The 17,935-nt window shown below is 32.5% G+C and carries 20 protein-coding genes; 16 read left to right on the top strand and 4 right to left on the bottom strand.

Going from position 1 to position 17,935, the window contains the following annotated elements; translation table 11 throughout:
- Positions 1–36 precede the first annotated feature (36 nt).
- Positions 37–1,668 carry a S8 family peptidase gene (locus tag AABD74_RS05875; protein WP_406844955.1) on the bottom strand — a complete coding sequence of 544 codons (1,632 nt, stop codon included), beginning with the start codon at positions 1,666–1,668 and terminating at the stop codon, positions 37–39.
- A gap of 191 nt (positions 1,669–1,859) precedes the next feature.
- Here AABD74_RS05875 and AABD74_RS05870 point away from each other — a divergent pair, with 191 nt between their 5' ends.
- Positions 1,860–3,233: a T9SS type A sorting domain-containing protein gene (locus AABD74_RS05870; protein WP_406844954.1), complete on the top strand. Its 1,374-nt coding sequence runs from the start codon at positions 1,860–1,862 to the stop codon at positions 3,231–3,233.
- A gap of 67 nt (positions 3,234–3,300) precedes the next feature.
- On the opposite strand, the gene AABD74_RS05865 is transcribed toward AABD74_RS05870, so the two are convergent.
- Entirely contained in the window at positions 3,301–4,158 is an 858-nt protein-coding gene (locus AABD74_RS05865; RefSeq protein ID WP_406844953.1) for an MBL fold metallo-hydrolase, read from the bottom strand.
- A 243-nt stretch (positions 4,159–4,401) separates the two neighbouring features.
- Positions 4,402–5,331 carry a hypothetical protein gene (locus AABD74_RS05860; protein ID WP_406844952.1) on the bottom strand — a complete coding sequence of 310 codons (930 nt, stop codon included), beginning with the start codon at positions 5,329–5,331 and terminating at the stop codon, positions 4,402–4,404.
- Positions 5,332–5,703: 372 nt separating this feature from the next.
- On the opposite strand from AABD74_RS05860, the gene AABD74_RS05855 reads away from it, so the two are divergent.
- The 8 genes from AABD74_RS05855 to sufD all read left to right on the top strand — a co-directional run bounded on the left by AABD74_RS05855 (position 5,704) and on the right by sufD (position 11,150).
- On the top strand, positions 5,704–6,033 hold the full coding sequence (locus AABD74_RS05855) for an iron-sulfur cluster assembly accessory protein (protein WP_229353326.1): 330 nt from the start codon (positions 5,704–5,706) through the stop codon (positions 6,031–6,033).
- 83 nt (positions 6,034–6,116) lie between these two features.
- Positions 6,117–7,565: a Fe-S cluster assembly protein SufB gene (gene sufB / locus AABD74_RS05850; RefSeq protein ID WP_406844951.1), complete on the top strand. Its 1,449-nt coding sequence runs from the start codon at positions 6,117–6,119 to the stop codon at positions 7,563–7,565.
- 16 nt (positions 7,566–7,581) lie between these two features.
- Entirely contained in the window at positions 7,582–7,779 is a 198-nt protein-coding gene (locus AABD74_RS05845; RefSeq protein WP_406844950.1) for a DUF2683 family protein, read from the top strand.
- Positions 7,770–7,940: a type II toxin-antitoxin system YoeB family toxin gene (locus tag AABD74_RS05840; RefSeq protein WP_406844949.1), complete on the top strand. Its 171-nt coding sequence runs from the start codon at positions 7,770–7,772 to the stop codon at positions 7,938–7,940. Before AABD74_RS05845 ends, AABD74_RS05840 begins: the two co-directional genes overlap by 10 nt.
- Before the next feature lie 108 nt (positions 7,941–8,048).
- Positions 8,049–8,537: a flavodoxin family protein gene (locus AABD74_RS05835; RefSeq protein WP_232677707.1), complete on the top strand. Its 489-nt coding sequence runs from the start codon at positions 8,049–8,051 to the stop codon at positions 8,535–8,537.
- A 12-nt stretch (positions 8,538–8,549) separates the two neighbouring features.
- Positions 8,550–9,296 carry a Fe-S cluster assembly ATPase SufC gene (sufC, locus tag AABD74_RS05830; protein WP_232677711.1) on the top strand — a complete coding sequence of 249 codons (747 nt, stop codon included), beginning with the start codon at positions 8,550–8,552 and terminating at the stop codon, positions 9,294–9,296.
- A gap of 50 nt (positions 9,297–9,346) precedes the next feature.
- Positions 9,347–9,715, top strand: a complete 369-nt coding sequence (locus AABD74_RS05825) for a four helix bundle protein (RefSeq protein ID WP_406844948.1) — start codon at positions 9,347–9,349, stop codon at positions 9,713–9,715.
- A gap of 118 nt (positions 9,716–9,833) precedes the next feature.
- The gene (gene sufD, locus AABD74_RS05820) at positions 9,834–11,150 is read left to right on the top strand and encodes a Fe-S cluster assembly protein SufD (protein ID WP_406845628.1); all 1,317 of its coding nucleotides are present in this window, start codon (positions 9,834–9,836) and stop codon (positions 11,148–11,150) included.
- 386 nt (positions 11,151–11,536) lie between these two features.
- On the opposite strand, the gene AABD74_RS05815 is transcribed toward sufD, so the two are convergent.
- Positions 11,537–12,886 carry a serine hydrolase domain-containing protein gene (locus AABD74_RS05815; RefSeq protein WP_406844947.1) on the bottom strand — a complete coding sequence of 450 codons (1,350 nt, stop codon included), beginning with the start codon at positions 12,884–12,886 and terminating at the stop codon, positions 11,537–11,539.
- Positions 12,887–13,105: 219 nt separating this feature from the next.
- On the opposite strand from AABD74_RS05815, the gene AABD74_RS05810 reads away from it, so the two are divergent.
- The 7 genes from AABD74_RS05810 to AABD74_RS05780 all read left to right on the top strand — a co-directional run bounded on the left by AABD74_RS05810 (position 13,106) and on the right by AABD74_RS05780 (position 17,861).
- Complete coding sequence (locus tag AABD74_RS05810; RefSeq protein WP_406844946.1) at positions 13,106–14,320, top strand: aminotransferase class V-fold PLP-dependent enzyme; 1,215 nt, start codon at positions 13,106–13,108, stop codon at positions 14,318–14,320.
- A gap of 11 nt (positions 14,321–14,331) precedes the next feature.
- Complete coding sequence (locus AABD74_RS05805; RefSeq protein ID WP_406844945.1) at positions 14,332–14,757, top strand: hypothetical protein; 426 nt, start codon at positions 14,332–14,334, stop codon at positions 14,755–14,757.
- A 2-nt stretch (positions 14,758–14,759) separates the two neighbouring features.
- Positions 14,760–15,185: a SufE family protein gene (locus AABD74_RS05800; RefSeq protein WP_406844944.1), complete on the top strand. Its 426-nt coding sequence runs from the start codon at positions 14,760–14,762 to the stop codon at positions 15,183–15,185.
- Between the two features lie 134 nt (positions 15,186–15,319).
- Positions 15,320–15,730, top strand: a complete 411-nt coding sequence (locus AABD74_RS05795) for a GxxExxY protein (RefSeq protein WP_406844943.1) — start codon at positions 15,320–15,322, stop codon at positions 15,728–15,730.
- A 124-nt stretch (positions 15,731–15,854) separates the two neighbouring features.
- Positions 15,855–16,178 (top strand): iron-sulfur cluster assembly protein, encoded by a 324-nt coding sequence (locus tag AABD74_RS05790; RefSeq protein ID WP_073483842.1) that lies wholly within the window; start codon positions 15,855–15,857, stop codon positions 16,176–16,178.
- A 142-nt stretch (positions 16,179–16,320) separates the two neighbouring features.
- Positions 16,321–16,830 (top strand): DUF2480 family protein, encoded by a 510-nt coding sequence (locus AABD74_RS05785; protein ID WP_406844942.1) that lies wholly within the window; start codon positions 16,321–16,323, stop codon positions 16,828–16,830.
- Positions 16,831–16,910: 80 nt separating this feature from the next.
- A complete protein-coding gene (locus AABD74_RS05780; RefSeq protein ID WP_232677725.1) occupies positions 16,911–17,861 on the top strand; it encodes a DUF3078 domain-containing protein in 951 nt (316 codons plus the stop codon).
- The last annotated feature ends 74 nt before the right edge of the window (positions 17,862–17,935 follow it).

The following is a 17,935-nucleotide window of genomic DNA, read 5'->3' as shown; positions in this document are numbered from 1 at the left end:
CCACTCTTCCATTGGATTAGTATTCTATAATAGGCTTTATTTTTTTGACATTTTCTCAGCCATTAATAAAGCATTGTAAGCATTTACCATTTTTGCTGTTTTTGATGATTCTGCAGAAGAAACTGCCACAGGTTTTTCATCTGGATTTTCGCTTTCGCCAAGAACCACTTTTGCAGGAAGTGCAACTCCAGAATCCATTAAAATATGTTTTACCTGAGATGCTTTTAATTTTGGATAATAAGAACGAATCAATGCTGCAACACCAGCTGCATTTGGAGACGCCATCGATGTTCCCTGCAGGTATTTGTATTTGTTGTTTGGAATTGTTGCATAAATTTCTTCACCCGGAGCAAAAACATCGACATTTATTTTTCCGAAGTTTGAAAATCCTGCCACAACCGTTTCTCCGTATTGTTTATTAATTGCTCCAATTGTGATTACGTTATCAGCAAATTCCTTGATATTGTCCTGAGAATCGTTTGGATAATTGATATTTTTTGTTTCGTCGATATTGTAACCATCGTTACCAGCTGCATGAACAATTAAAACATCTTTTTTTGCTGCATACTTAATCGCATCATAAACCCATTGTTTGTGTGGAGAAAAACTTTTCCCGAAACTTCCGTTGATTACTTTTGCGCCATTATCAACTGCATAACGAATTGCAAGAGCAATATCTTTATCGTATTCGTCTCCGTCTGGAACTGCTCTTACGGTTAAGATTTCTACATTATTTGTAATTCCATCCCCACCTAAATTATTGCTGCGAACTTGTGCAATGATTCCCGCAACGTGAGTTCCATGAAGTGCTTCTTCTTTATCTGGGCCAAATACAATATTATTACCGTATCGGTTATTTTTAATGTCTTCCGGATTATCACCTACCTCTTTTCTTCCGTCAAATTCTTTGTTTAAATTATAGTTTAACTGATCGTAAATGTATTTCCTATATTCCTCAAATTCAGTTTCTGGATCAAAATCAGGTCCTGTATTTGTCAAAACTTGAGTCATCACTTTTTTACTGTATAAAACACTTCCTTCTGTTGAAGTAATAGAATTTAAATCTTCAACTGTATATTTATCTTTATTAAGAGCCGTTTTTATTGTTTTATGCGCATTCAATAAAACATCTACTCTTTCTTTACCCTGCATTACTTCTTCATACTTCTTTGTGTACTCCGCCAAAGCTTGCTTATATTCTGCAGAGCCATCATCTTTCTTTTTAACGATGCGAGTCATTTCAAGATTTTCGTGAACAGCATTTGCAAGGAAATTCCATCCGTGAACATCATCAATAAATCCGTTTTTATCATCATCGATTCCATTTCCCGGAATTTCTTTTGGGTTTGTCCAAATCATTCCTTTAAGATCTTCGTGCTCGATATCAACACCAGAATCTACAATTCCTACAATAACTTTTTTTCCTGTTTTTCCCTGAAGTAATTCGGCATAAGCCTTATCAACACTCATTCCCGGAATAGAATCTTTTATTAAATCAAGATGACTCCATCTTTTTAATTCATTTTCGCTGACCGGGGCTTTTTTTACAACTGATAAAGGCGCTGTAATAAATTCTTTAGGAGTTGAAACTTGCGCTTGCAAACTTGCACCGCCTGTTAAAACAAGTAATGCAAAAGCAGATAAAGTAATGGGTTTTATATGACTCATGTATGTATAAATTTAATAGTATTGAAATATTCGACTAAATTATACTTTTTTGTTACAAAAAACTAACGATTAACAGTGTGTTAAGATTTAAGTTTTTTTTAAAACAAATGATCAAAAAAGTATTCATCCATTTATGTGTGAGAAAATAATTTGTAAACTTGTTGCTGCAAATCTTAACGTAAATATTTTTTATGAGAACAAAACTACTTTTATTGCTATTATTAGCAAATTTTTCAATTTATGCTCAATACACTAATATCCCGGATGTTAATTTTGAAAATAAACTAATTGCCCTTGGCATTGATTCCGGGAGTCCTGATCGTATGGTACTGACTACTAATATTGATAAATTAACTTATATTGATATTGCAAATAGTTCTATTATTGACTTGACGGGTATTCAGGATTTCGTGTCTTTGACGAACCTAAACTGCACTGGGAACAAATTAACATCATTAGACACATCTAAAAACACTGCATTAAAAACCTTAATTTGTGATTCAAATCAATTAACTTCATTAAATGTATCTCTAAATACTGCTTTGACAACCTTATATTGTCCTTCAAACAAATTAACATCATTAGATGTATCTCAAAATATCGCTTTGAAAACTTTAAATTGTTCTTTTAATCAACTAGCAGCAATAGATGTATCTAAAAATACCGCCTTAGAAGAATTAGGGTTAGATAACAACCTATTAACATCATTAGATGTATCAAAAAATACTGCTTTGCGGCAATTAACCTTAAATTCAAACAAATTAACATCTTTGGATGTGTCTCAAAATACCGCTTTGCAATTTTTACTTTTTTCTTCAAACCAATTAACATCTTTAGATGTGTCTCAAAATACCGCTTTAATAAATTTAAACTTTTATGCAAACCAATTAACTTCATTGAATGTGTCTAAAAATACTGCTTTGGAAAACTTAAATTGTTCTTTTAATCAACTAGCAGCAATAGATGTATCTAAAAATACCGCTTTAAAATATTTATCCGTTGGATACAATTATCAATTAGCAACATTAGATGTGTCTAAAAATATCGCTTTGACCAATTTAAATTGCGCTTTAACCCAATTAACATCATTAGATGTGTCTGTAAATACCGCTTTGCAAGTTTTATCTTGCGAATCCAATCTCCTAACCAGCTTAAATTTAAAAAACGGAAAAAACAATCTTATAACTTTTATGAATTGTAAATCGAATTCTAATTTAACCTGTATTCAGGTAGACGATGTTTCCTATTCTAATACTAACTGGGCTACATATAAAGATGCTGCAGCAACTTATAGTTTAAGTTGTCCGTCGTTAGGAATAACAGAAACTGTTTTTGATAAAATAGCCGTTTACCCTAACCCTGCCAAAGGAGAATTGCATATTGACAATACCATTCTTGAAAAAGCAACTGTATATGACACACTGGGAAAACTCATAACAACAAAGAAGTTTACTAACAGCTCAAATAATAATACCATTAATTTAGCAGGATTCCGAAGCGGTATTTATTACATTTATCTGGAAAACGAAGGAGCAACTATTGTTAAGAAAATAATAGTCGAATAAACAGAAAGTCGTTAAAACAGTTAAAACCATATTTTCAAACGAATAAAAATATGGTTTTTTTATGTTTTTAAAAAATAGCTTCGCAAGTAAAGACCTCTTTTAACCTTACCCCTCTTTCAGTATGCTCAACCGTTATAATTTGATTATGGGCATCGTGCTCCAAAAACAAATAGTAATTATTATCTGCTGCTGCATTTAAAAATTTAGCTTTTTCCGGCATTGTTAACAAAGGTCTTGTGTCGTAACCCATAACATACGGAAGCGGAATATGCCCGGCTGTCGCCAATAAATCGGCGCAAAAAACGATGGTTTTATCCTGATATTGAATATGCGGAATCATTTGTTTTTCGGTATGGCCGTCTGCATAAAAAATTCCGAAACCTAACTCTTTAGAGAAACCAAAATCACTTTCCGGTCTTTCAATAAAATTTAATTGTCCGCTTTCCTGCATTGGGATAATATTTTCTGTCAGGAAAGAGGCTTTTTCTCGTGCATTTGGTTTCGTCGCCCAATTCCAATGGTTTTCGTTTGTCCAGAATTTTGCATTTTTAAAAGCCGGCTCATAAAAAGTTTTATCAGAATTCCATTGAACACTTCCACCGCAATGGTCAAAATGCAGGTGCGTCATAAAAACATCGGTAATATCATCTCGGTGAAAACCATATTCAGCCAATGATTTATCAATAGAATGTGATCCCCAAAGCGAATAATAACCAAAGAATTTTTCCGATTGCTTATCGCCCATTCCAGTATCAATCAAAATTAATCGGTTTCCATCTTCAATCAGTAAACAGCGTGCTGCAATATCAATTAAATTATTTTCATCAGCCGGATTGGTTTTATTCCAAATAGTTTTAGGAACAACGCCAAACATAGCGCCGCCATCTAACTTAAAATTTCCGGATTCTATTGGGTAAAGTTTCATAAGATTACATTTCTAATATTGAAAACAAAGCTAGGAAATCCAATCTCCTTTTACTAGGTATTCTCAAAATAATGTTTCTCTTACAGGTTTAAATTAACCACAGATTTTGCGGATTCAACGGATTTTCGCTGTGTTTTTATTTCCAGTAAGCAGTTAATTTGTTGAGTTAAATCAATAAAAATCTGCATAAACCTGTTAAATCAGTAATCCAGATAGTTATCGGGAGTGGGCTAAAAAATGCTTTTATTCCAAAGTAATAGAAGTGCTTCCCATGATTTCCTGCTTGTCGAAGAAGTTGACAAAGTAGGTTCCTTTTTTAAACTGATTTTCATCAGAATTTAAAATCCCGTAGACATTTAAAGCTTTTCCCTGAAAATCTGCGGCCACTATAAAACTGTAAACCAAAGCTTTATCGCTGCCAAATTCTATTAATTTATTTTCGCCTAAAACAGTATTTTTTTGGTCTAAAACCTGAATATAAAACACCTTTTTTCCTGTTTTGGCAACTGTATTTCCGTTAACAGAAAAACTTATTTTAAGTTTATTAGTACTTTTTGCTCTATCTGTTTCCTGTTCTTTTCCCGATTTTTTTTCACGAAGAGCAATCACTTTAAAATTATTTAAAACTAGTTTTGAAGCATCTTTTATTGTTGATTCTAACTTTTTCTGCTTTAGGATTAAAGTATCATTTTCTGCTTTTTGTTTGTACATTACAACATTCTGAGTTTCAATTTCAGTAAGCAGGCTTTTATTTTGAGATTTTAGGTTTTTTATTTCTACAACTTTAGATGCTAATGCTGTCTGCATATCTGAAAGCTGTTTCCGGTAAATTTGAATTTGAGTATCTGAAGGATTTTTGGATGCTTTTATAATTTCCATTAAATTTTCGACATTTTTCTTTTCAAATGCCAATTGCTCCGAAAGAGCAGTTTTTTCTAAAATCGCGACATCGTATTCTAATTTCAAAACATTTAAAGAATCCAAAATGCTTTTTTGAGCGATCGACTCCTTATTGTTATTAACGAGTTTAACTTTTTTATTACTTGCTTCTGCCTTATCTGCCTCGTCTTTTAGTTCTTTACTAAATATATAAAAAGTTGCCCCTATCCCAAAAATAAAGAATATTGCCAAAAGCGCCCTGATCCATTCGTTTGTATAGTTTTTCTTCATCATTCCTCACAATTTATTGCAAAAATACTATTAATTTGTTCGATAGAACAGGTAGAAATACGGTTTTTTAGCTTATTTACAATAACTTAAAACACACTAAACCAGCATTTTACAAAATTATCTGACTTTTCGTTCAAAAAGGAAATCACTTGTAAAATAAAAGTCACTCAATAAATAGTTTTAAAGCAAAAATAACTTCTTTCTATTTTAACATTTGTTATAATAATGTGAACCGCTATGGAAAAAGGTTTTTAAGTCGTATCTTTGCAGATAATTTCATTTGAACATTGAAATTAGCGTTTAAATTAATATAATAATTTGATTACTATTTAAATGCAGATTAAAATGATCTTTTAAAAACAAATACCATAAACAATGATAAAGGTTTCTGATACAGCCAAAAAGAAAATCATCGATTTGATGACTGATGATGGTTTTGACGCCGCAAACGACTACGTGAGAGTAGGCGTAAAAAGTGGTGGATGCTCTGGTTTGTCTTATGATTTAAAATTTGACAAAACTAAAGGCGAAGATGACAAAATATTCGTAGACAACGACATACAAATTGCAGTTGAAAAAAAATCATTTCTATATTTAGCCGGAACAATTTTAGAATTTTCTGGCGGATTAAACGGAAAAGGATTTGTTTTCAATAATCCAAATGCAAGCAGAACTTGTGGCTGCGGCGAATCATTTTCTTTATAGTCAAAAGCCGAAAGTCCGAAAGTCTTAAAGACTGCTAAGCGACTTTCATACTTTGGACTTTAAAACTTTAAGACAAAAAAATAATGAGCAAATACACTGAAGACGATTTAAAAATCGAACTCGAAACTAAAGAATATGAATACGGATTTTATACCAATATAGAATCTGAAACTTTCCCTATTGGCTTAAACGAAGAAATTGTAAGAGCTATTTCGCTTAAAAAAGACGAGCCTGAATGGATGACCGAATGGCGTATCGAGGCTTTTCGTGCGTGGAAAGAAATGATTGAGCCAGAATGGGCAAACGTACGTTACGAAAAACCAGATTTTCAGGCAATATCTTATTATTCGGCTCCAAAACAAGTTGATCCTAATAAAACTCTGGATGATGTAGATCCGGAACTTTTAGAGATGTACAAAAAGCTTGGAATTTCTGTTGATGAACAAAAAATGATGAACAATGTCGCTATGGACATTGTTGTCGATTCTGTTTCTGTAGCAACAACTTTTAAGAAAACACTGGCCGAAAAAGGAATTATTTTCTGTCCAATTTCTGAAGCTATTAAAGAACATCCTGAATTAGTAAAAAAATATTTAGGAACTGTTGTACCTCAAAAAGATAACTTCTATGCAGCATTAAACTCTGCAGTTTTCTCTGATGGAAGTTTCTGTTATATTCCAAAAGGCGTTCGATGCCCAATGGAACTTTCAACTTATTTTAGAATCAATCAGGCGGGAACCGGACAATTTGAAAGAACTCTGGTTATTGCAGATGAAGGAAGTTATGTTTCATACCTGGAAGGATGTACCGCTCCAAGTCGTGACGAAAACCAATTGCACGCTGCTGTAGTGGAATTGATCGCTTTGGATGATGCTGAAATTAAATATTCTACCGTTCAAAACTGGTTCCCTGGAAACAAAGAAGGAAAAGGTGGAGTTTACAACTTCGTAACCAAAAGAGGTTTATGCGAAACAAACGCTAAAATTTCGTGGACACAGGTTGAAACTGGTTCTGCTGTAACCTGGAAATATCCTTCTTGCGTACTTAAAGGCGATAATTCGGTAGGAGAATTTTATTCAATTGCTGTTACTAATAATTTTCAACAAGCTGATACGGGAACAAAAATGATCCATTTAGGAAAAAACACTAAATCGACCATTATCTCTAAAGGTATTTCGGCTGGTAAATCACAAAACAGTTACCGTGGATTAGTGCAGATCTCTCCAAGAGCAGAGAATGCGAGAAACTTTTCTCAATGCGATTCCCTTTTAATGGGAAACAATTGTGGTGCGCACACTTTCCCTTATATTGAAAGTAAAAATCCATCAGCAAAAATTGAGCACGAAGCAACTACAAGTAAAATTGGTGAAGATCAGGTTTTCTACTGCAACCAAAGAGGTATCCCGACTGAAAAAGCGATTGCCTTAATTGTAAACGGTTTCAGTAAAGATGTATTGAACAAACTTCCAATGGAATTTGCGGTTGAAGCTCAAAAATTATTAGAGATTTCTTTAGAAGGTTCTGTAGGATAATAAAAAGCAAATAATTATGGACATCATCTTAAAAAATGTAAAGAAAAAAGATTTTCCAGTTCTAAAATCGCTGGCAAAATCTCTTGGTTTTGAAATTGTTGAAGAAAATGAAAAGCCATATAATCCAGAATTTGTAAAAGAGATTCTTGATGCTGAAAAAAGTATTGAAGAAGGAAAAGGAGTTAAAATAAAAGTTGAGGATTTGTGGAAATAATTTATTCTGAAAAGGCACAAAAAGACATTCTTTTTTGGAAGAAGTCCGGAAACAAATCAATAATGAAAAAGATCACAAGTTTAATTGAAGATATTTTACTTCATCCTTATGAAGGATTAGGAAAACCTGAACAATTAAAACATAATTTGACAGGAAGATAGTCCAGAAGAATAGATAAAGAACATAGAAGTATTTACAGAATAACAGAAGAAAACAATATAGAAATACTAAATATTCTTTCATTGAAAGGGCATTACGAATAAGTATTAATGGAAAATAAAAAAGTAATCATTTTAGGTTCATCACGAAAAAACGGAAACACAACAAAAATTGTGGACGAGATTTCTAAAGAACACGGAATAGAAGTAATTAATCTAAGCGATTTTAATATTTCTTATTACGATTACGAAAGCAAAAACAGAGAAGATGATTTTTTTCCTTTAATAAAAGGAATAATCGAAAATTACGACACTTTAATTTTTGCAACGCCCATTTATTGGTATAATATGAGCGGAATTATGAAGGTCTTTTTTGATCGGTTTTCAGATTTAATCCGAATTGAAAAAGAAACCGGAAGAAAACTTAGAGGAAAGAAAATTGGCGTGATATCAAATTCTCACGATAATGAAATCGAAGAAAGTTTTTACATTCCGTTTAAAAAAACTGCCGATTATTTAGGCATGGAATATTTAGGACACGCGCATTTTAATGCCAATATCCTAAACCAACAAACAAAAATAGAATTGACATTTATATAAAATAAAAAAACAATGTTATCAATAAAAAACCTTCACGCCGGAATTGGTGATAAAGAAATCCTTAAGGGAATTAATATAGAAGTTAAAGCTGGAGAAGTTCACGCGATAATGGGACCAAACGGTTCTGGAAAAAGTACACTTTCTGCTGTTATTGCAGGAAACGAAAATTATGAAGTTACAGATGGAGAAGTTATCCTTGACGGAGAAGATCTTGCTGATTTAGCTCCGGAAGAAAGAGCACATAAAGGTGTTTTTCTTTCGTTTCAATATCCTGTAGAAATTCCCGGAGTCAGCGTTACCAACTTCATGAAAACAGCGATTAACGAAACTCGTAAAGCAAACGGACAGGAAGAAATGCCTGCAAACGAAATGTTGAAAGTAATTCGTGAGAAATCTGAGTTATTAGAAATTGACCGTAAATTTTTATCTCGTTCTTTAAACGAAGGTTTTTCTGGAGGAGAGAAAAAAAGAAACGAAATTTTCCAAATGGCAATGTTAGAACCAAAATTGGCTATTCTTGACGAAACCGATTCTGGTCTTGATATCGATGCTTTAAGAATCGTTGCAAATGGTGTAAACAAATTAAAAAGCGACAAAAACGCAATTATCGTTATCACACACTACCAACGTTTGTTAGATTATATCGTTCCTGATTTCGTTCACGTTCTTTACAACGGAAGAATTGTAAAATCTGGAGGAAAAGAACTAGCTTACGAATTAGAAGAAAAAGGATACGACTGGATTAAAGCGGAGAATTAATTCCAAGTCGTAAAGTCGAAAGTCAAAAGTCGTAAAGTCGAAAATACAATATGAGTAAGTTCAAATCTTTTGAAGAAATAAATTCCTGGCAGAAATCCAGAATCTTCAATAAGAAAATATATTTGGTTACTGAAAATTCTAATTTTAAAAAAGACTTTGATTTCGTTAGACAAATAAGACGCGCATCACTTTCTATATCATCAAATATAGCAGAAGGTTTTGAAAGAAATACAGATAAAGAGTTTGTTTATTTTTTATATGCAGCGAAAGCATCTGCAGGAGAAGTTAGATCTCAATTATATTTAGCTTTTGATTTAGAATATATTATAAAAGAAGAATTTGAAATGCTTTTAGAATCGATTACAGAAATATCGAAATTATTAAGCGGTTTCATTAAATATTTGAGCCCAAAGTCATAAAGTCGAAAGTCATAAAGTCTCAAACTTTATGCTTTAAATTTTTAACCTTTTGGCAAAAACAGTCGACAATCCAAAGTCTTTCGACTTTCGACTTTCGACTTTAAGACTAAACAACAAAATGGATTTAAAAGAAAAATTAGTATCGTCTTTTATGGCTTTTGAAGAGCATGTCGATGTACATTCAGATTTACATGACATACGCACAAATGCTTTAAAAAACTTCGAAAATAAAGGTTTCCCAACCAAAAAGGAAGAAGCTTGGAAATATACATCGTTAAATGCCATCTTAAAAAATGACTTTTCGGTATTTCCAAAACAGGAAAATGCAATTGAATTTAATCAGGTAAAAAAATATTTTTTACACGAAATCGACACTTATAAATTAGTATTTGTTGATGGTGTTTTCAGCTCGCATTTATCCTCGACAACACATGACGGAATTGACGTTTGTTTGATGTCATCGGCATTGACCAAACCGAAATATAAAATGATTATTGACACCTACTTCAATAAAATTGCAAGCAAAGATGAAAGTTTGACCTCATTAAATACAGCTTTTGCAAGTGAAGGAGCTTTTATCAATATTCCGAAGAAAAAAGTTGCCGACAAACCAATCGAAGTAATGTATTTCTCAACCGGAAATGAAGCTGCTTTATTGGTACAGCCAAGAAACTTGGTTATTGTGGGCGAAAATTCACACGTTCAAATTATTGAACGCCACCAGAGTTTAAACGAAAATCCGGTTTTAACCAATTCAGTTACAGAGATTTTTGCTCAAAAACGTGCGATTGTTGATTACTACAAAATTCAAAACGATAATAGTGAAGCAAATTTAGTTGACAACACTTATGTTTCACAGCAGCAAGAAAGTCACGTTTATGTACACACTTTTTCGTTTGGGGGAAATCTGACTCGTAACAACTTAAACTTTTACCATTTTGGTGAAAGATTGACAAGTACGTTAAACGGAATTTCAATCCTGAATGACAAGCAGCACGTTGACCATTATACTTTGGTAAACCACGCAATGCCAAACTGTGAAAGTTTCCAGGATTATAAAGGAATTTTCTCTGATCGCTCAACAGGAGTTTTCAACGGAAAAGTATTGGTAGAAAAAGAAGCACAAAAAACAAATGCTTTCCAAAAAAGCAACAACATTTTATTGAGCGACAAAGCAACTATCAACGCAAAACCACAATTAGAGATTTTTGCAGATGATGTAAAATGTTCTCACGGATGTACTGTTGGACAGCTTGATGAAACAGCAATGTTCTACATGCAGTCACGCGGAATTCCTCAAAAAGAAGCAAAAGCTTTATTGATGTACGCATTCTCAAATGCCGTTATCGAAAGCATTAAAATACCGGAATTAAAACAAAGAATCACTAAAATCATTGCCATGAAATTAGGCGTGAATTTAGGATTTGATTTGTAGTTTAGTTTTACCGCAAAGACACACACAAAGGTTATGCAAAGTTCGCAAAGGTTTTTATTTAAGCTTTGCGAACTTTTCTTTTTTTAAATTTATTCTTCTTTTTTAAACTTTCTCTTAAAAAAGAATATAAACAATGAAAAAATACTGCAAACAACAATAGCAGTAATTTCATTAATCCATATACTATATATTAAAAACCCAAGACTCCCAATAAAAATTATTGTACTAACTAAATAATACAAACATCTAAGTTCTTCATTTAATTTTATCTTCAAAATCTATTCATTTTTGTTTGCTACTCCTGCAAGGTTTTGAAAACCTTGTAGGTATTATATTTACGTTTCTATACCTACAAGGTTTTGAAAACCTTGCAGGAAGAGAACAATCTACTTTTTCACACTCTCAATTATCCCCTTCAAAAACCCATTAAAATCAAAACTTTTATCACCTTCTCTCACTCCCATTCTCACAATTACCATATCCAGAGACGGAATAATCGCCACCATTTGACCTTGATATCCACTGCAATAAAACATATCACGAGGAACATCAGGAAATTTTCCTCCAGCGTTTAGCCAAAATTGAGCTCCATATTTTCCTTCAGAAGTATTTGTTGGCGTTGCAGTATATTTTACCCAGCTTTCATCCAGAATTTGTTCGCCGTTCCAATTTCCTTTTCTTAAATATAATAATCCAAATTTTGACCAATCGCGCGGCGTTGCCCATCCGTAAGATGAACCTACGAAAGTTCCAGACATATCCTGCTCTACAATCATCGAGTTCATTCCAATTTTGTCGATTACAGCGCTGTACCAAAAATCAAGATATTCTTGCTGAGTTTTAAATTGTCTTCTTAAAATTAAAGACAACAAATTTGTTGTTCCAGATGAATAATTCCAATGCGTGTTTGGTTTAAATTGAGCCGGTTTATCCAATTGCACTTTTCCCATATCTTCTGCCTGAAAAAGCATTTTTGTAGCATCGCAGATTGTGCTGTAATTCTCTTCCCACTCTAAACCAGAATTCATATGAAGCAAATCATTAATCGTGATAATTTTACGATCATCATCCTGCCATTCTTTAACCGGAGCAGGTTTATAAATATCAATTTTCCCTTGTTTAGCCAAAACTCCAAAAGCCGAACTTGTAATACTTTTTGTCATCGACCAGCCCAAAATTTTACTGTCTTTATTAAAACCTGTATCGTATTTTTCGGCTATTAATTTGTCTTTATATAAAACCACAACGGCACGGGTTCTTTTTGTTCTTCCGCCAGATTTATCAAAAGCATTTTCAACCGCTTTCTTTAATTTCGAATAATCTACATTCGCAAACAAAGTGTCTTTTGGTTCATTATTTCCATAAGGAAAAGGAAGATTATTCACAAACTTTGTTCTCTTTGGAAGCAGATACGGTTTTGAAACATCAAAATCATCATTAATCAAAACGGCACCTAAACCTTCCCGGTAAATTGCTTTTCTTTCTTTTAAACCATAAACGGTTGAAGTGGCAAATTTTCCGTTTTCATCAATTGAGTTTTTAGCCAGATCAATCATATCGATATCATTGTCTGTTTTTTGAATTAAATCTAACGGACGATTGTCTATAAAATGTCCGGATGCAACACTCTTAGCCGAAAAACCAGAAATCAAATCCAGTTTTGGATAAGTTGTAAATCCGAAATATAAAAAAGCAAGAACCACTACAAGCAAAAGTACTTTGAGAAATTTTTTCATGATGATAAGTTATTTTTATTGCAATATAAATAATTTATGTTCACGATTTTAGAACTCAAAATATAAATCTGATTCGGATAATTCAGAAAACCGAAGTGATTTTTACAGAATCAGCATTTAAGCTTTGTAACAATAATGCCATAAAAGGAAATTATCGAATTACTGTATAAACAAATTTAGTTTTAGTACTTTTGTAAATAGATTTTTTCTAAATAAGACATGCTAGATATCCAAAAAATAAGAGCTGATTTTCCGATACTTTCACAAACTGTAAACGGAAAACCTTTAGTATATTTCGACAACGGTGCTACTTCGCAAAAACCACAAATTGTGATCGATGCCGAAGTGAAATATTATCAGGAAATTAACGCCAATATTCACCGCGGCGTTCACACTTTAAGCCAATTAGCTACTGATGCTTATGAGATTTCTCGTGGTAAAGTAAAAGAACATATAAATGCAAAATTTGCACACGAAGTACTTTTTACTTCGGGAACAACTCATGGAATCAACTTAGTAACAAACGGTTTTGCTTCTATCTTAAAACCTGGTGACGAAGTAATTGTTTCTTCATTAGAACATCATAGTAATATTGTGCCGTGGCAGATGTTATGTGAAAAAACCGGAGCACTTTTAAAAGTTATTCCGATGAACGAAAATGGAGAGTTAATCATCGAAGCTTTTGATGCACTTCTTTCAGAAAAAACAAAAGTGGTTACGGTTAATCACATTTCAAATGCACTTGGAGTTATTAATCCGATAAAATATATCATTGATAAAGCTCATGCTGTTGGTGCTGCTGTTTTAATTGACGGCGCGCAGGCTGTTCCTCATTTAAAGCCAAATGTACAGGAATTAGATTGTGATTTTTATGCTTTTTCCGGACATAAAATGTGTGGTCCAACGGGAACTGGAATCTTGTATGGAAAAGAAGAATGGCTGAACAAACTTCCTCCTTATCAAGGCGGCGGCGAAATGATTAAGGAAGTTACTTTCGAAAAAACAACTTATGCCGATCTTCCTCATAAATTTGAAGCCGGAACACCAAATATTGCCGGCGGAATTGTTTTAGGAACTGCAATTGATTATTTAAACAGTGTTGGTTTTGAAAATATTCACAAATATGAAACTGAACTTTTAGATTACGCTACAAAACGGTTATCCGAAATTGAAGGTTTAAGAATCTACGGAACAGGAAAAAATAAAGCTTCAGTAATTTCGTTTAATATTGATGGAATTCATCCATATGATGTTGGTTCCATTATAGATAAATTAGGAATTGCAGTTAGAACAGGTCATCATTGTGCACAGCCAATTATGAATTTCTTCTGTATTCCGGGAACTATTCGAGCTTCATTCTCATTCTATAATACAAAAGAAGAAATTGACCAAATGGTCGATGCCGTTAAAAAGGCACAAATAATGCTAAGCTAAAATCTATTTTTATGAGAATATTATCTTTATTGTTTTTAACCCTTTTCATTGCAACTGGCTGCTGCAGTCAAAAAAAGACAAACATGGCTTCAACACAAATTGAATATTCTGCACTTTCAAGAGGATATTACAAAAAGATTGTAGTTCAAAATCAGACAGTTTTGGTTACAAACGGACGAGATCAACAGCCAATTGAAAGTAAAATTGACGATGCAAAATGGAATAAAATTAAAGCTGAATTTTCAAAAATAAGTTTAGATAAGCTTTCAACTTTAAAAGCACCAACTGAAAAACGTTTTTATGATGGTGCTGCAATAGGAAATTTAAAAATAACACAAAATCAAAAAACATACGAAACAGCAGGTTTTGACAATGGTTTTCCTCCAAAGGAAATAGAAAAACTAGTAAAGTTACTGGTTGATTTTGCTAAAGAATAATTATGACAATAAAAGAAATACAAAACGAAATAATAGACGAATTTTCGATGTTCGACGACTGGATGCAGCGTTATGAATACATCATCGAATTGGGAAAAAACCTTCCGTTAATTAAAGAAGAATATAAAATCGATGAGAATTTAATTAAAGGCTGCCAGTCAAAAGTATGGCTGCAAGGGGAACAAAATGATGATAAAATTGTTTTCACAGCAGACAGTGATGCTATTTTGACTAAAGGAATAATTGCAATTTTAATTCGCGCTTTTTCTAATCAAAAAGCATCAGATATTATAAATGCTGATACTGAATTTATAGACGAAATTGGATTAAAAGAGCATTTATCAGCAACACGCGCAAACGGTTTGGTTTCGATGATAAAAAACATCAAAATGTACGCTTTGGCTTTTGATGCAAAAAATAAAAATTAAAAATTTTAAACCATATAAGTTATATAAGATAATTTAAGTTTTTGCTTTAAATGAACTTATATAACTTATATGGTAAAAAATTAAAAGTAAGCTTTATCTTTCTTTTTTATTTGTTATTATTGCTGAAAAAGTAAATGATAACAAAGAAATATTTGACTGATTTAATTTATCAGGTTAACGGAGCGGCGATTGAAGTTCATAAAAGTATTGGAGCAGGGCTTATAGAAAGTATTTATCATCAATACATGATCAAAGAATTATCTATTAGAGGAATTAGTTTTAAATCTGAATTAGTAATTCCAATTGAATATAAAGGCTTGGAATTAAAGTCAGATCTAAGATGTGATTTATTTATTGAAAATTGTTTAGTTCTTGAATTAAAAGCAGTTGATCAAATTATACCAATTCATATTGCAAAACTAATGTCTTATATGAAACTTTTGAAGTCACCAATAGGATTAATGATAAATTTTAATGTTACAAATATTTATCACGAAGGCCAAAAAACATATGTCAACGAATTATATCGCTGGCTAGAAGATTAAAAGAATTAAAACCATATAAGCCATATAAGAAATTATAAGCAAATTTTTAGATTAACTTCAAAATTAAACGCGCTGTTTAAATGAACTTATATAACTTATATGGTTGAAAAACAAAAACAAAACAATGGAACAAGAAATAGACACAAACGAATTAGGAGAATCAATCGTAAAAGTTTTAAAAGGAATTTACGATCCCGAGATTCCTGTTGATATTTATGAGTTAGGATTAATTTATGATGTAATGGTAAATACAGATTACGAAGTAAAAATCCTAATGACATTAACATCGCCAAACTGCCCGGTTGCAGAAAGCCTGCCTAGAGAAGTTGAAGAAAAAGTAAAAACAATTGAATACATCAAAGATGTAGATGTAGAGATTACTTTCGATCCGCCTTGGAGTAAAGATTTAATGAGCGAAGAAGCTAAATTAGAATTAGGAATGCTTTAATTTAGTCGTAAAGTCAAAAGTCGAAAGTCTAAAAGTGAAAGGCTTTATGACTTTTGACTTTAAGACTTAAAAACAATTAGTCATAAAGTCTAAAAATTTAAGGACTTTATGACTTTCGACATTTGACTTTAAGACTTAAAGAATGGAAGAAATTATCAATAAAGTTGCCAATAGTGCTTTAGAAGTTTTTGATTTAGAGGATTATTATCCAAAAGGAATGCGTGTGCAGATTGACATTTCGCAATGGCTTTTAGAAGGATTTTTATTGAAAGAAAAAGACTTTAGAGAACATCTGAAAAATCATGATTGGTCACAATACCAAGATCAATATGTCGCTGTACATTGCAGTACAGATGCTATAATTCCTGCTTGGGCATTAATTTTAGTCAGCGTGCATTTGGCGCCTTTTGCCAAAAAAGTAGTAAACGGAACTATCGAAGATCTGGATGCAAGTTTATACGAAGAGATCTTAAGTAAAATCGATTATTCAGCATACAAAAATAAACCGGTTATTGTAAAAGGCTGTTCAAAGAAACCGGTTCCTATGCGTGCTTATATTTTAGCAACAACTTATTTACAACCGTTTGCCCGCAGTATTATGTATGGCGAAGCTTGTTCTGCTGTACCTTTATACAAAGAACCTAAGAAATAACCTTCATTTTAAAATAATATTCCCTTAACCTTCAGTTGTATTTTAGTATATTTGTTAATATACACTTAAACTAAACAACTATGAGAAAGCTGACGTTATTACTATTTATCTTAGCGAACTTTACTTTTGTTCAGGCACAAAATTCAGAAAAAGAACTAATTCAGAATACCGAAAAAGCGGTTAAAAAAATAAACGATACGATTGAAGACGAAGGATGGAAAGCAAAAGGAACTGTATCCCTTTTATTAAACCAATCCAGCTTCAATAACTGGATCGCAGGTGGTGAGGATAGTTTCTCTGGAACTTTAGGTATTAACTACGACTTCAACTATAAAAAAGACGATTTAACCTGGGATAACAAAATCCTTGCTTCTTACGGGCTTTTACAAACTAAAAACACGGATTTCGGAAAAAAGACTGATGACCGTTTAGAGTTTAATTCAATCGTTGGGAAAAGAGCTTTTGGTGAATGGTATTACTCTTATTTTCTAAACTTTAGAACGCAATTTACAACAGGTTATATTTATGGTCAGGATGCCAACGGAAAAGAAATCCGAACAGAAAATACCAAATTCATGTCTCCAGGTTACCTAACAACAGGTCCCGGTATTTATTGGTCTAAAGATGAACATCTCAAAATAAACTTTGCACCATTAACTTCAAAATTCACTTTTGTAGATGGCGCTTATACTTCCGGCATCGATCAAAACACAGGATTACCTTATGTTGATGGAGCTTATTTTGGTGTTGATGCTAATAAAACGATGCGTTACGAACTTGGTTTTTATGCTTCTGTTTATTACAAATTGGCCATTATGACTAACGTTACCGCAGAAAACACATTGAATCTTTATTCTAATTATCTGGAAGATCCTCAAAATGTAGATATCAATTATTCTTTGAATATTATAATGAAAGTAAACAAGTACTTGTCGGCAAATTTAGCCTTCCAGGCTATTTATGATGATAATGCTTTTCAAGGTCTTCAAACCAGAGAAGTATTTGGTTTAGGGGTTAATTTTGGATTTTAATAATTAGCAACACAGCTAAAGGCCTATTCTCTAAAGGTGTCGAATTTGACATCTTAAACATCAATTTTCATTAA

This window comes from Flavobacterium soyae (assembly GCF_045348165.1).
Taxonomy (GTDB): domain Bacteria; phylum Bacteroidota; class Bacteroidia; order Flavobacteriales; family Flavobacteriaceae; genus Flavobacterium; species Flavobacterium soyae.
This window is presented reverse-complemented; position numbering and strand designations above follow the sequence as displayed.

Bases quoted from the DNA above. Each gene is read 5' to 3' on its own strand.
- AABD74_RS05875 (WP_406844955.1), bottom strand. From the start codon at position 1,668: ATGAGTCATATAAAACCCATTACTTTATCTGCTTTTGCATTACTTGTT.
- AABD74_RS05870 (WP_406844954.1), top strand. From the start codon at position 1,860: ATGAGAACAAAACTACTTTTATTGCTATTATTAGCAAATTTTTCAATT.
- AABD74_RS05865 (WP_406844953.1), bottom strand. From the start codon at position 4,158: ATGAAACTTTACCCAATAGAATCCGGAAATTTTAAGTTAGATGGCGGC.
- AABD74_RS05860 (WP_406844952.1), bottom strand. From the start codon at position 5,331: ATGATGAAGAAAAACTATACAAACGAATGGATCAGGGCGCTTTTGGCA.
- AABD74_RS05855 (WP_229353326.1), top strand. From the start codon at position 5,704: ATGATAAAGGTTTCTGATACAGCCAAAAAGAAAATCATCGATTTGATG.
- sufB (WP_406844951.1), top strand. From the start codon at position 6,117: ATGAGCAAATACACTGAAGACGATTTAAAAATCGAACTCGAAACTAAA.
- AABD74_RS05845 (WP_406844950.1), top strand. From the start codon at position 7,582: ATGGACATCATCTTAAAAAATGTAAAGAAAAAAGATTTTCCAGTTCTA.
- AABD74_RS05835 (WP_232677707.1), top strand. From the start codon at position 8,049: ATGGAAAATAAAAAAGTAATCATTTTAGGTTCATCACGAAAAAACGGA.
- sufC (WP_232677711.1), top strand. From the start codon at position 8,550: ATGTTATCAATAAAAAACCTTCACGCCGGAATTGGTGATAAAGAAATC.
- AABD74_RS05825 (WP_406844948.1), top strand. From the start codon at position 9,347: ATGAGTAAGTTCAAATCTTTTGAAGAAATAAATTCCTGGCAGAAATCC.
- sufD (WP_406845628.1), top strand. From the start codon at position 9,834: ATGGATTTAAAAGAAAAATTAGTATCGTCTTTTATGGCTTTTGAAGAG.
- AABD74_RS05815 (WP_406844947.1), bottom strand. From the start codon at position 12,886: ATGAAAAAATTTCTCAAAGTACTTTTGCTTGTAGTGGTTCTTGCTTTT.
- AABD74_RS05810 (WP_406844946.1), top strand. From the start codon at position 13,106: ATGCTAGATATCCAAAAAATAAGAGCTGATTTTCCGATACTTTCACAA.
- AABD74_RS05805 (WP_406844945.1), top strand. From the start codon at position 14,332: ATGAGAATATTATCTTTATTGTTTTTAACCCTTTTCATTGCAACTGGC.
- AABD74_RS05800 (WP_406844944.1), top strand. From the start codon at position 14,760: ATGACAATAAAAGAAATACAAAACGAAATAATAGACGAATTTTCGATG.
- AABD74_RS05795 (WP_406844943.1), top strand. From the start codon at position 15,320: ATGATAACAAAGAAATATTTGACTGATTTAATTTATCAGGTTAACGGA.
- AABD74_RS05790 (WP_073483842.1), top strand. From the start codon at position 15,855: ATGGAACAAGAAATAGACACAAACGAATTAGGAGAATCAATCGTAAAA.
- AABD74_RS05785 (WP_406844942.1), top strand. From the start codon at position 16,321: ATGGAAGAAATTATCAATAAAGTTGCCAATAGTGCTTTAGAAGTTTTT.
- AABD74_RS05780 (WP_232677725.1), top strand. From the start codon at position 16,911: ATGAGAAAGCTGACGTTATTACTATTTATCTTAGCGAACTTTACTTTT.